The 13,523-nt window shown below is 45.6% G+C and carries 12 protein-coding genes; 1 reads left to right on the forward strand and 11 read right to left on the reverse strand.

Annotation, left to right across the window (positions count from 1 at the left end; genetic code table 11):
• Positions 1-20: 20 nt before the first annotated feature.
• From hflX to prmB, 10 genes are all read right to left on the reverse strand, one after another.
• Complete coding sequence (gene hflX, locus AB6D58_RS15370; protein WP_017071725.1) at positions 21-1,388, reverse strand: GTPase HflX; 1,368 nt, start codon at positions 1,386-1,388, stop codon at positions 21-23.
• Positions 1,389-1,657: 269 nt separating this feature from the next.
• Complete coding sequence (locus tag AB6D58_RS15375) at positions 1,658-2,770, reverse strand: ABC transporter ATP-binding protein (RefSeq protein WP_017068959.1); 1,113 nt, start codon at positions 2,768-2,770, stop codon at positions 1,658-1,660.
• A gap of 6 nt (positions 2,771-2,776) precedes the next feature.
• Positions 2,777-3,634 (reverse strand): carbohydrate ABC transporter permease, encoded by an 858-nt coding sequence (locus AB6D58_RS15380; protein ID WP_048613124.1) that lies wholly within the window; start codon positions 3,632-3,634, stop codon positions 2,777-2,779.
• Positions 3,631-4,569, reverse strand: coding sequence for a carbohydrate ABC transporter permease (locus AB6D58_RS15385; RefSeq protein ID WP_009848503.1), 939 nt, complete (start codon positions 4,567-4,569; stop codon positions 3,631-3,633). The genes AB6D58_RS15380 and AB6D58_RS15385 overlap by 4 nt, the downstream gene beginning before the upstream one ends.
• A gap of 181 nt (positions 4,570-4,750) precedes the next feature.
• Positions 4,751-5,998: an ABC transporter substrate-binding protein gene (locus AB6D58_RS15390; RefSeq protein WP_048613126.1), complete on the reverse strand. Its 1,248-nt coding sequence runs from the start codon at positions 5,996-5,998 to the stop codon at positions 4,751-4,753.
• A gap of 111 nt (positions 5,999-6,109) precedes the next feature.
• The gene (locus AB6D58_RS15395; RefSeq protein ID WP_372157703.1) at positions 6,110-7,555 is read right to left on the reverse strand and encodes an ATP-binding protein; all 1,446 of its coding nucleotides are present in this window, start codon (positions 7,553-7,555) and stop codon (positions 6,110-6,112) included.
• Between the two features lie 45 nt (positions 7,556-7,600).
• Entirely contained in the window at positions 7,601-8,329 is a 729-nt protein-coding gene (locus AB6D58_RS15400; protein WP_077680077.1) for a response regulator, read from the reverse strand.
• A gap of 159 nt (positions 8,330-8,488) precedes the next feature.
• Positions 8,489-9,946, reverse strand: coding sequence for a protein adenylyltransferase SelO (locus tag AB6D58_RS15405; RefSeq protein WP_065583674.1), 1,458 nt, complete (start codon positions 9,944-9,946; stop codon positions 8,489-8,491).
• A gap of 535 nt (positions 9,947-10,481) precedes the next feature.
• Positions 10,482-11,123 (reverse strand): LysE family translocator, encoded by a 642-nt coding sequence (locus AB6D58_RS15410; RefSeq protein ID WP_372157706.1) that lies wholly within the window; start codon positions 11,121-11,123, stop codon positions 10,482-10,484.
• Positions 11,124-11,371: 248 nt separating this feature from the next.
• Positions 11,372-12,304 (reverse strand): 50S ribosomal protein L3 N(5)-glutamine methyltransferase, encoded by a 933-nt coding sequence (gene prmB, locus AB6D58_RS15415; RefSeq protein ID WP_372157709.1) that lies wholly within the window; start codon positions 12,302-12,304, stop codon positions 11,372-11,374.
• A gap of 62 nt (positions 12,305-12,366) precedes the next feature.
• Between prmB and smrB the strand changes: the two genes are divergently transcribed.
• Complete coding sequence (gene smrB, locus AB6D58_RS15420) at positions 12,367-12,897, forward strand: endonuclease SmrB (RefSeq protein WP_048661493.1); 531 nt, start codon at positions 12,367-12,369, stop codon at positions 12,895-12,897.
• Positions 12,898-13,007: 110 nt separating this feature from the next.
• On the opposite strand, the gene sixA is transcribed toward smrB, so the two are convergent.
• Positions 13,008-13,472 (reverse strand): phosphohistidine phosphatase SixA, encoded by a 465-nt coding sequence (gene sixA / locus AB6D58_RS15425; RefSeq protein WP_017064097.1) that lies wholly within the window; start codon positions 13,470-13,472, stop codon positions 13,008-13,010.
• Positions 13,473-13,523 lie beyond the last annotated feature (51 nt).

The raw sequence follows: 13,523 nt of genomic DNA on the forward strand, positions 1-13,523 counted from the left end.
TATCTCAACTAGATAGACAATTAAGACTTCTGCATACGCTTTTTCAAGCGCGCTAAATCAATTGCACTTGAGCGTACAGTAAGCTTGATGCATTCGTAGTCGTATTCTTCCTTCACCACACTCATGTTTGAGCGAATCTCACCGATAATGCCTTGTCCAGAATAAGGAATCGTGATCTCTTCTTCGATCATGCCTTGTTCAGCCACACCCACAATGTACTTGTGTAGTTTGGTGATATCGAGCGGGTCACGAGTCGAGGTCAGCATTGCATCTGGGAATTCTTCAATCAGCTCTAACTGTTCTTCTTCGCTCAATCTATCGCACTTGTTCAGTACCAATAGTTTTTCGCTGCCTTCAACGCCCACTTGCGCTAATACTTCGTGTACCACATCAAGCTGTGCGCGGAATGAAACATCAGAAGCATCAACCACATAAAGCAGTAATGAAGCATCATGCGCTTCTGCTAGTGTTGAGTGGAATGAAGCAACCAGATCGTGTGGCAGTTTCTTGATGAAACCCACCGTATCTGACACTAAGATACGCGGCTGAGTGATCGGCTGAAGTGCACGAACCGTGGTATCTAAGGTCGCGAATAGCTTATCTTCACCGCTCACTTCGGTTGCGGTCATAGCGCGCATCATCGAAGATTTACCCGCGTTGGTGTAGCCAACCAGAGCAACAGTGAAAAGCTCCGAACGCTGAGTGCGTCGGTTCTTCATTTCGTCTTGTACGCTAACCAGCTCACGCTTAAGTGCAGCAATTTGGTCACGTACTTTACGGCGGTCTAGCTCTAGTGAAGTTTCACCTGCACCCTGACCCATTTGACGCTCTTTATCACCGTCGGCCGTCTCACGCAGTCGAGGCACTAGGTAGTTTAGTCGAGCGATTTCAACTTGCAGACGTGCGGTACGAGTACGAGCATGACGGCTGAAGATCTCAATGATGATACCAGTACGGTCAAACACCTCGACACCCAAGTGAGCTTCTACATTACGCAGTTGAGATGGGCTCAAATCACAGTCGAATACCACTACGTCAGCAGTACCAAACTCCACATCTTCAGATGGAAGATCATCAAAATCTAATTCATCGATACCAGCGCGAAAATCAAAAGATTCATCGATAAAATCTTCATCTTCTGCTTCTTCAATCGAACCTTGGTAACCGGTGAGGTGTGCAATTTCTGCAAGCTTACCTGCGCCCAACACGTTTTGTCGTTGTGTTGAACTGTGGTGCTGTGATTGTGTACCGACCACTTTAAACCCTAGGGTTGTTACTAAGCGAGCAAGTTCGGCAAGAGACTCTTTTGCTTCGTCACCTTTGAAGTCCGGTGTCGTAATAGAAATAAGTAAAGCGTTACTAGCTGAGGGTTTTGCTGTTAGTTTCATGTATTCTTCTGTTTATGCACTAATGTGCAACCTAGTATTTGGTCTAAAGTAGCGCGATCCTACGCTGTTCTCGGTCAGCTTTATAGAGCTAACGGAGGCTAATTAGCGATATTATTGCAGTTAATCCATTTATCTCGTTTATCCCTCTGTTTTCGTGAGGAAATAAAACAGGCTAAAACACAAAAAAGACAGCATCACGTTACTTATTATAAGTTAGTGATACTGCCTTTGTTTAAGCTTAGACTCTCATTGAGCTACTGTCTCAAAAACTAAAAATCAATTCTCGCTTCAGTCTGAGCATCAAAGAATACCGCCTTTGATAAGTCAAAATGCAGCGGCGCCATTTGCCCAACTGACACTTCAAATTCTGGCGACAAGCGACACGCTACTTCTTGGTCGTTCACTTTCACCATCGCAATCGTATCTGGCCCTGTAGGTTCCAAGACTTCCAGCTGTAAATCTAGCTTGGTCGTTGCCGACACATCTTCACTTTCCTGCTCAGTGATGTGTTCAGGGCGCAGGCCAATCACCACTTCTTTGCCATCTTGTTCACGCATGCTTTGTGGTAATCGAATGTGGTGCTCTTGCTCAGACGTACCCGTTACTTTGATGATCGGATTCTGATCATCATCCAAATCCACCATGGTCTTAATGAAGTTCATTGATGGTGAACCCATAAAGCCCGCGACAAACATATTGTTTGGCTTGGTGTAGATCTCTTGCGGCGTACCGAGTTGCTGCAGTTCACCATCTTTCATCACCGCAATACGATCCGCCAAGGTCATCGCCTCTATTTGGTCATGGGTGACGTAAACAATGGTGGTGTTAAGCTTTTGGTGAAGGCGTTTAATCTGATGACGCATTTCAACACGCAGCTTGGCATCCAAGTTAGAAAGCGGTTCATCGAACAGGTACAACTTAGGACGACGCGCTAGTGCACGTCCCATCGCGACACGCTGGCGCTGACCACCAGATAGCTGTGATGGTTTACGATCAAGCAGTTGCTCAATTTGCAGCATTTCAGCGACGCGATTCACTTCTGCGTCGATTTCGTCTTGTGGCATCTTGCGGATCTTCAAGCCGAAGGCGATATTGCCGCGTACCGTCATGTTTGGGTAAAGTGCGTACGACTGGAATACCATCGCGATGTCGCGGTCTTTAGGTTCAACCTGGGCCACGTCAACACCATCAATCACGATTTCACCCGAGCTAATATTTTCTAGCCCAGCAATGGTGTTCATTAGGGTGGATTTTCCACACCCCGAAGGGCCGACAAGTATCAAGAACTCCCCCGAATCGATACTGATGTCGATGCCCTTTAACGTTTCGTTGTCCGCGTTGCGATAGGTTTTACGGATCTGTTTTAAATCTAATGTTGCCATGGGTAATTATCCTTTTACTGATCCTGCCGTTAGGCCACGAACAAAATATTTTCCTGCGAAGACATACACCAACAGCGTTGGCAGCGCGGCGATGATCGCGGCAGCCATATCAACGTTGTATTCTTTAACGCCCGTGCTGGTGTTGACTAAGTTATTTAATGCTACGGTGATTGGCTGAGTCTCTGAGCCGGAATACACCACCCCGAACAAGAAATCGTTCCAGATTGCGGTGAACTGCCAGATCACCGTCACCATGATGATAGGCGTAGAGATCGGTAATAAGATCTTGAAGAAAATGGTAAAGAAGCCTGCACCATCCAGTTTTGCTGCTTTGATCAATTCATCCGGAATCGAGATGTAGAAGTTACGGAAAAACAGAGTTGTAAACGCCATGCCGTAGATAACGTGCACAATCACCAAGCCGATGGTTGTGTTCGCTAGCCCCATCTTGCCGAGCATGGTTGCCATTGGTAGTAGCACCACTTGGAATGGGATAAAGCACCCAAACAACAACAAACTAAAGAACAGGTTTGAGCCTCGGAACTGCCACTTAGTGACCACATAGCCGTTGAATGCTCCGAGCAATGTTGAGATTGCGACCGCAGGAATCACCATTTGGAATGAGTTCCAGAAGTAGCCTTTGATGCCTTCACATTTTACGCCCGTACAAGCGGTATCCCACGCTTTATACCAAGCATCAAACACCCACTCTTTCGGCAAACTCATCAAGTTACCCGCCTTAATGTCTGGCAAAGTTTTGAATGAGGTCAGTACCATTACGAACAGTGGCATTAAATAAACTAAGCAGAAGAAAAGCAGTGCTGAATAGATAAATATTCGAGCAAAGTTGATGTTGTTCATCATGACTTTTTCTCCCTAAGTTCAGAGTAAAGATAAGGCACGAGAATCGCTAAGATACCAGCAAGCATCATCATGGCACTGGCAGCACCAAGGCCGATTTGTCCACGCGTAAATGAGTGTGCGTACATGAATAGCGCAGGAAGATCCGATGAATAACCTGGGCCACCCGCTGTCATCGCGGTCACAAGGTCGAAACTCTTAATCGCAATGTGTGAGGTGATGATCACCGCGCTGAAAACCACAGGGCGCAAGCAAGGTAGAATGATTTTCAGATAAATAGTGGGTAAGCTTGCCCCATCAATTTGAGCGGCTTTGATGATTGAAGAATCAATGCCACGAAGGCCGGCTAAGAACATCGCCATCACGAAACCTGACGACTGCCAAAGTGCTGCGATAACCAAGGTATAGACCGACATTTCAGAGTCGACTAACCAATCGAATTTGAAGTCGGTAAAGCCCCAATCTTGCATCAGTTTTTCAATGCCAAGACCCGGATTGAGAATCCATTTCCAAGCGGTACCCGTCACGATGAATGACAAGGCCATTGGGTATAAATAAATGGTACGAATCGCGCCTTCTTGACGGATGTTCTGGTCAAGCAATACCGCCAAACCCACACCCAACAAGATAGCAATCGCCATGAACAGAAAACCAAACACACCGAGGTTGGTGATTGAGGTGATCCAACGATCGTTGTCCATCAGCTTTTCATATTGGGTTAAACCAACGAAGTTGAAGCTCGGTAGAAATCGAGAGTTAGTGAACGACAACGCTGCCGTCCAAAAAATGTAGCCGTAGATACACACCACGGTCACTAACGCGGTCGGCGCTAACACAATCTTAGGTAGCCAATGTTGCAACCTGTCAGCAAAACTCGGTTTCGGTGCAGGCTGGCTCCTTGTGGGTTTTGGAGTCGACTCAGTCAAAACATGCTCCATAACTTATCCTTGTTGCACAATCGAGCCAATGGCTTACCTTTCGGCACCACATCAGCATCACGCATATCAGAATTGGGAGTGAAGAGTAGATAGGCTCCCTACGAGCCTACCTACCCTGGGGGTTTGGTAAAGCAACACAACCCGTCACTCACGTGCGTTGTGTGTCGCTTATCAAGTTAGATTAGATAGCCGCTTTCACTGCTTTCGCTAACTTAGCTGCCGCTTCTTTTGGATCGGCATCTTTCTCATTGAAGAAGTTGGTTACCACGTCGTAAATCGCGCCTTGCGCGTAACTTGTCGTCGCTAGGCCGTGAGCCATACTCGGAACAAGGTCGCCAGATTCCGCACTCGCTTTGAAGGTTGCCATAGAGTCCAACGCACATTGGTCGAACTTAGACATGTCCATATCTAGACGTACAGGGATAGAACCCTTGTTAAGGTTGAAGACTTCTTGGAAATCTTTGGTAAGAATGGTTTTCGCTAGGTCTTGCTGCGCTTTTTGGTTCTCTTTGTCACTCAGCTCAAAGAACGCAAAGCTATCGATGTTGAAAGTGAATTGGCCATCAGTGCCCGGTGCTGGTGCACAGATGTAATCTTTACCCGGTACTTTGCCTGCCGCAGTAAATTCACCTTTCGCCCAGTCACCCATGATCTGCATTGCCGCTTCGCCATTGATAACCATCGAAGTTGCTACGTTCCAATCACGACCCGGAGAGTTGCTGTCGATGTAATCACGCATCTTTTTGAACTTGGTGAATACTTCCACCATTTTGTCACCAGACAACACGTCCATATCCAGGTCAACGAACGCTTTGTTGTAGTCTTCACTGCCTAGCACATCAAGTGCCACCGCTTCGAATACCGTCGCGTCTTGCCAAGGTTGACCACCGTGAGCCAGTGGAATGAAGCCAGCCGCTTTAATCTTGTCTGCGGCAACAAAGAACTCATCTAACGTAGTTGGAACCGTCACGCCTGATTTTTCTAAAACAACAGGGTTCGCCCAAAGCCAGTTAACACGGTGAACGTTGACAGGAACTGCGACATATTCGCCATCCCACTTCATCACTTTAGTGACCACTTCTGGCAGTAGCTCATCCCATTTTTCTTGTTTCGCAGTTGCATCGAGAGACGTTAGAAAACCTAAACCACCCCACTCTTGAATATCATGACCTTTAATCTGCGCCGCAGATGGAGGATTGCCCGACACTGCTCGAGTTTTCAAAACAGTCATCGCACTTTCACCGCCGCCACCAGCAACAGCGAAATCTTTCCAAGTATGGCCTTGTTCTTCAATCATCTCTTTCAGTACAGCTGCGGATTTCGCTTCGCCACCGGCAGTCCACCAGTGAAGCACTTCCACTTCACCAGCTTGAGAAAATGTTGAGGCAGCAAGAAGAGATAGAGTAAGTAGGGTTTTATTGATTTTCATTATTATCTTCCATGTTTTAGCGGACTCGACGTCCGGTTCAATACAGAGTCTACTTATTCTGATTTGTAAGATTGAAACAAAAGGTAAGCTCAATGTAACACAATTGTTACATTAAACTTCTAGGCCGCGTGGAATATAGACTTTAGCTTCTAAGCCGCCTTGAGGGGAGTTACGAATAATGAGATCTCCGCCGTGTCCGTGTAGGATGTTTCGACAGATTCCAAGCCCTAAACCGTGTCCTTGGTCGTCAGTGGCGAGCCTGAAGTAAGGTTCAAACACCAACTCTAGCTTGTCTTCAGGAATACCTTTTCCGTGATCTTGAATAGTCACGATAACCCACACCGAATCACTGTTAATATCGACTTCAGCTGATGTCCCATATTTCACAGCGTTGTCGATAAGATTGGTCAGCACACGTTTAATGGCTAATGGTTTGGCGACTAACGGGTCAACCACAATGGGCTCAAACTCAACCAAGGTTTGATGTTGGTTGTGCAGTTCAACCACGGAGAGCATCATCTCATTGAGGTCGATAATGGCGTTGTTTTCGTGAAGGTCGGTATCTCTTACCGCTTGTAAAGCGCCCTTAACCATCATCTCAAGCTCATCCAAATCCTTATTGAACTTGTCTTTCTTTACTTCGCTTTCCAATAGCTCGGCTCGTAGTCTAAGCCGTGTTATTGGTGTCTTTAAATCATGTGAGATTGCAGAGAAAAGGTGCTCACGGTCGGCAACATAGCGACGAATCCGTTGCTGCATTCGATTAAACGCTCGGGTCGCCGTCACCAGCTCAGTAGCCCCCTCTTCGTTAAGTGGCGGCTGCTGAATATCCATACTCATCTCATTGGCCGCTCTTGCTAATTTTTTAAGAGGGCGTACTTGCCGACGAATCATCAAGTAAGTCAAAACCAAAAGAATGAGGGTCGAGGAAACTAAGAAGATCACCTGTTCTCTGCCGAGAATCGTATCGTCGAGTTTGACGTAAGGCGCAGGCAACAACGCGGCGATATACACCCATTCATGACTGGCTAATTCTATCTGAACAACCAGAATAGGAGGGTTAAGAGGTTCTAAGGTTAAAGTATGATGTGCCCACGATCGTGGGAGATCGCTCAAGTAGATGTCATTTTTAAGCAAACGAAGATGTTCAGGGCGAGAGAAATCAACCCGCACTGATTCGACTTTATTGAGCTTGCTACTCAAAACACTTTCTATCGCTTCAATCGAGGCGGTTTTTAAACGGGTATCAGGGATCGGTTCGACAATCAACGCCTCTTTATTGAAAGAAACGAAGAAGCGCGTACCGCCCATATTGCGGATTTGATCCAACACGATATGGCGATATTTAACGGGCAGAGACTGGAAGAAAGTCACCGTCGAGGCAAACATATTGGCCATGCTTGAAGAGGCAGAACGAATCCCCTCCAGTTCTTTGTGTTTGGATTCGCTATACCAAATAGACGTTGCGATACCTTGAGCTATCACCACAGCTAACAAGGTCAGTAACAATGTTCTGGCAACCAAAGAGTTTGGCTTTAACCGACTCAACCCGTTCATAGGAAATACTTCATTGCCGAGGTGCTCATTAACATCACTTGATTATCAGTGTTCATACTGAACAGGCACAGCGAGGATATAGCCATTACCGCGCATGGTTTTGATGTAGTGAGGATACTTGCCACTGTCGCCCAATCGGCTTCTCAGACGACTAAGCTGCACATCAATGCCTCGCTCAAAAGGCAACGCTTCACGGCCTCTGGTCGCGAATGAGATAGTGTCACGGTCGAGAACTTCGTTAGGGCGAGTTAAGAACAACATCAACAGAGAAAAATCACTGCCCGACAAATCCATCTCTTCCGAGTTTTCATTGTGGGAAATTCGATGCGCTAACGTATCAAGCGTCCAATCACCAAAAACAATCTGTTTTGGCAGTGCATCACTTGGCTTGTCATCCACCACTTGAACGCGGCGTAATAACGCTTTGATACGCGCCATTAACTGACGAGGGCTAAACGGCTTGGCAATGTAATCATCAGCACCAATTTCTAAGCCGATAATCTGGTCGGTTTCATCCGATACCGCAGTCAGCATGATGATAGGCACATTCGATTGCTTACGGACGCGTTGACACAAGGTAAAACCATCGTCACCGGGTAGCATCACATCAAGCAGAATCAGATCTGGATAACCTTGGTTTTGCAGATGAGCTTCTAGTTCAACACCATCTCCCACAGAAGAAACATCGAAACCAGATTTTGTGAGGTACTCTTCCAGCAGCTCGCGGATTTCTTGATCATCATCCACCACGAGAATTCGAGTATTTGTTGGCATCGCCCAAACCTATTAAATTTACAACTTATTCACATAGTGTATAGGCTGGCCGATTGTTTGATTATTGACATGTTTGTAAAGTTAGAAGAACAAACAGATAAAGATCACAACTTAGTGACCTCTATCTGAATCTTTAGGGCTTAATCCGCTATTGGTTGGTTATGAAGAGCAGCTGATCTCCATGGCTTTACCCCACTCAGGAGGTAGAGCCGCAAGGTATTCATAATCCGGGTGTTCCGCATAAGGGTCTGCCAGTACCACCATCAAAGCGTCAATATCGCTGCTATCACCGCGCTCTGCTTTGTCTATCGCTAGCTGAGCTAGGTAGTTTCTGAGGATGTATTTCGGGTTTACCTGTCTCATATTTTCGCAGCGCTCGACCACTGAGCTATCTTCCAATTCGCAGCGTTGTAAGTAGTTATCTACCCACAGTTTTGCTGCCTCTCGATCAATTATCAGATCAATCACTTCTTGTGGCGACAAGGTGTCTAGGTTCGATAGCGTTCTAAAGAACCTTGGGTAGTCGACTTTGTTTTGCGACATCAGCTCGAACATAGATTCAAACAAACGACTGTCGCCTTCTTGTTTCGAAAGTAGCCCCAACTTACGACGCATCATCTGACTAAAGTAACCGTTCATTTGCGGTTCGTACTGCTCTAAAGCCGCCTCTAAGTCGGCCTTATCCACCAGCGGAGAAAGTGAGTGAGCCAGTGCCGACAGGTTCCAAAGCCCTATTCTTGGCTGCTGGTTAAAAGCATAACGACCTTGGTAATCCGAGTGATTACAGATCAATCTTGGGTCATATTCATCAAGAAACGCGAACGGACCATAATCGAAAGTTTGCCCGATGATCGACATGTTATCGGTGTTCATCACGCCATGAGCAAAACCATTCGCTTGCCACAACGCAATCATCTCCGCGGTACGGTCAACAATCTGATTAAACATAGCAGCGTAGGGTTTCTCTTCATCGAGACACTCAGGGAAGTGCCATTCAATGACTTTATCGGCCAGCAACTTATGCTCAGCCAACTGATTGGTATAAAACAGATGTTCAAAGTGACCGAAACGGATGTGTGATTCGGCAGCACGCACCAACAATGCGCCCCACTCTTGCTTCTCTCGATATACCGGTGTGTCGCTGGTCATCATAGCCAACGCGCGAGTGGTTGGGATATTGAGCCCTGCCATCGCTTCGCTACATAAGTACTCACGAACGGTTGATCGAATAACAGCGCGTCCATCGCCCATACGTGAATAGGGCGTTTTACCGGCACCTTTAAGGTGTAAATCGAACGTTTCGCCACTTTTCGCGACAATTTGAGCTAATAACAGCCCTCTTCCATCACCTAAATCCGGGTTATAAGAACCAAACTGGTGGCCTGCGTATTTCATTGCTACAGGCGAAAACTGCTCAGGTTCAACATTGCCAGATAACGTTTCAAGCAATTCCTCGGAAGCATCATCAAATGACAAAAAACCGAGTTCATCCGCAAGCTTATGATTCCATGCGAGCCATTGGACATTGCTGAGCGGTGTAGGTTGAATTGGGGTATAGAACAGTCGAGGTAATGCAGTAAATCGATTGTTAAATGAAATAGAATCCCAGACAGACATGAGAGATACACTGTAGATAAAAGATAACTTAAGATTATCACAGTTTCGTAACAACTTCAGAAGTGCGATGGCGCTTGTTTATAGAGGTAAGGTGATAAACCATTCCACAAGAAGAAAGTGGTGACTAGGAGTAAATTACTGGGGGATGCTTGCTAGAAGAAGATGACTAAGAAAAAGTTAAGTGGCTAGCCTGATGAGAAAAGCCACATTTATAAGAGAAAGAGTTCTGACTTTGAAGACTTTTTAACAAGTGATTTCATAATAAAAACTAAAACTATAGAGCCATGAAGCTGACTACATTAGAGCAAGAATACCCACTAGAGAAAGGGTAGAGAAAATCCAAGTACGACTGATTACGCCAAAGTTACTGTGTTGAATCATTTCTTGATGCTGCATATGTCTCTCCTTGAGAACGTGATGGTGTAACTACAATATATCGGCTTTTCGCCAAAAGCAGCAAGCACATTAATATTAACCTTTTATGACAGCATCAAGAATATTCTGTAACCATTCACCTCTCTGATAAAACAGAAAGTTATGCTCGACTGGTCGTCGAAAGCAGTGCGCCAGCCCCAATAAAGACACCTCCAGTGACACGATTAAAGACCTTGGCTCGACCTTTCGCAAACAACCAATTTGACGACTTCGCCCCCAAGTAGGCATACACCAATAACCAAGACAATTCCATGACAACGAAGGTCAAAGCGAACACCACAAATTGAGGAAATAGCGCTATCGATGGGTCAATAAACTGAGGGAAAAGTGCGGTAAAAAACAGGATAGCTTTTGGATTACTCGCGCCAACAATAAAGCCACTCACATAATGCTGCGCAGCGCTTTCTTTAACATGTTGAGAGCCTGCTTGTTGATTCGATAGCTTGTCATAATCTTGCTGACTTGACCGTAGCGACTTCCAACCGAGATAAATAAGGTAAGCTGCACCCGTCCACTTAATGATATTAAACACCACTTCTGATGAAGCAATAATCACCCCTAAACCGGTAAACGATAACGTTAAGATTCCGGTAATGGCAGTCACGCTACCCAAGGCGGTAAATATCGATAACTTAAAGCCTGATTGCACACCCTTAGTCATGCACAACAAAGAGCTTGGCCCTGGCGAGGCTGTTAAAATTAACACCGCCAACAAATAATAAATCCATGTATCAAAGCTCATCGCGAATTCTCCTTAACTCACTAAAACGACTAAATATTAGGCACCAATATGTAATAGCTATTCATATTAAGCAACTAAATATTAAGTACGTTCGCTCTGTGTTGATTACTTATCCCTTAAATTCCAGCAATAAAAAACGCCATACATTGCTGCATGGCGTTTAAATTCAAACGTTTCAAATAGAACGTCTTATAAGGTTCTAACCTTAAGTTTCCAGCTTAATCCCTAAGCTAACAACTAACAGTAACCTAGTCTTTGTAGATAGAGAACTCGTCTGCGCAAGCCACTAACTGTTCGCGAGTGATCATGAATACACCGTGACCACCGTTTGAGAATTCAATCCAAGTGAATGGAAGCTCTGGGTACTGATCCATCATGTGAACCATTGAGTTGCCCACTTCACAGATCAGAATACCATCATCAGTTAGGTAGTCTGGTGCGTTTGCCAAAATACGGCGAACCAGTTTCAGTCCGTCTGTACCTGCAGCTAGGCCAAGTTCTGGTTCGTGTGTGAACTCATCTGGCAGGCTGTTCATATCTTCTTCGTCCACGTAAGGTGGGTTCGATACGATCAGGTTGTATTTTTCTTTTGGCAAATCACGGAAAAGATCTGAACGGATTGGGAACACTTGCTGCTCCATGCCGTGATCTTGAACGTTCTGCTCTGCAACTTGCAATGCGTCAGTAGAGATATCAATCGCATCTACTTCAGCGTCTGGGAATGCGTGAGCACAAGCAATAGCGATACAACCACTACCCGTACACATATCCATGATGCGAGTTGGCTCTTCAGTTAACCAAGGTTGGAATTGAGCTTCGATCAGCTCACCAATTGGAGAACGAGGCACAAGAACGCGCTCATCAACGAAGAACTCAAGACCACAGAACCAAGCTTTGTTGGTTAGGTAAGCCGTTGGTGTACGATCATTAATACGCTTGATTACGCGCTCAACAATACGTAGACGTTCGCTGCTCGTTAGACGAGAGCTCATCACATGCGAAGGAACATCAATCGGCAGATAAAGAGTAGGTAAGATAAGTTGTACTGCCTCATCCCACGCGTTATCAGTGCCGTGACCATAAAATAGGCCCGCTGCGTTAAAGCGGCTAACAGTCCAACGAATCACATCTTGAAGCGTGTGTAGTTCTGATACCGCTTCTTCTACAAAAATCTTATCCAAAATTGTCTCCGAAAAGCGCTACAATACTGCTAATTACGTTTCTAATTAGAATTCATAACCTGATGAGCAAAAAAGACACCGACTTCGATGACGATTTCGCCCTGTTCAACGATGCAGTAAAGGGCGTTAAAAAGTTGCAACAGGATACCATAGTCCAGCAGCCAAAAAGAAATGCCAAGCAAAAAGAAATTACTCGAACGGCAAGACAAGCCAGTGATAGCGAGTTTTATTTCTCGGATGAGTTCATTCCGCATCTTAGCGAAGAGGGTCCGACACGCTATGCGCGTGATGATGTCTCGAAATATGAGGTAAAGCGCCTACGTCGCGGTGTCTACGTTCCTGATGTGTATCTCGATATGCATGGTATGACTCAACAAGAAGCCAAACGTGAGCTTGGCGCGATGATTGCGCACTGCGTGAAAGAGAGCGTGGCGTGTGCCTGTGTTCAACACGGTATCGGTAAACACATCCTTAAACAGAAAGTGCCGTTGTGGTTAGCACAACACCCTGATGTGATGGCTTTTCACCAAGCGCCATTAGAATTTGGCGGTAACGGTGCGTTGTTGGTACTGCTTTCGATTCCTGAGAAGTAATTCTGGTTAACAAACTCTCTCTCACCAAAAAACAACAAAGGGCATCCCAATCATATTGAGATGCCCTTTCTAATTGTCTGCAACTTTGTCATCAAACAGAGCTCACGAGCTTATGGATTGATGTTCCAAAGCAACTCACCTTTTTGTGTCTCAAGGTTGAAGTCGATACACGCTAGGCCCGAAGTGGGAAACATAGGCGGCGCCATGCCTGTTGCAAACTCTGCAGTTAGGTAGCCAACTAGAGGTAAATGAGAAACAAATAAAATGGTCTCTAGTTTTTCTACTTCAGCCATTGCTAAGGTCAAATCAAACACATCGTCGGACATTCCATAAGGCGTAATATCATCACAGGTTTCTACTTTCTTTCCAGAAAACGCCTGAGAGATCTCTAACCACGTTTCTTGTGCCCTTAAATATGGGCTCACCAGCACTTTATCGAATTGACTAATCCCCTGCTCATTTGCAGCTTGTGCCACGGCAAGAGAAGCCATTTTCCCGCGCTTGGTCAACGCTCTTTCTGCATCCGAGTTGGCAAAATGTTCTGCTTCACCGTGGCGCATAATGAATATTTTCATGTTCAATCCTGTCTTCGTAACATGTCGAAAGTCGATATATCCCATATATCA

Origin of the sequence: Vibrio sp. 10N.239.312.D08, from assembly GCF_041466145.1 — a bacterium.
Classification (GTDB): domain Bacteria; phylum Pseudomonadota; class Gammaproteobacteria; order Enterobacterales; family Vibrionaceae; genus Vibrio; species Vibrio crassostreae_C.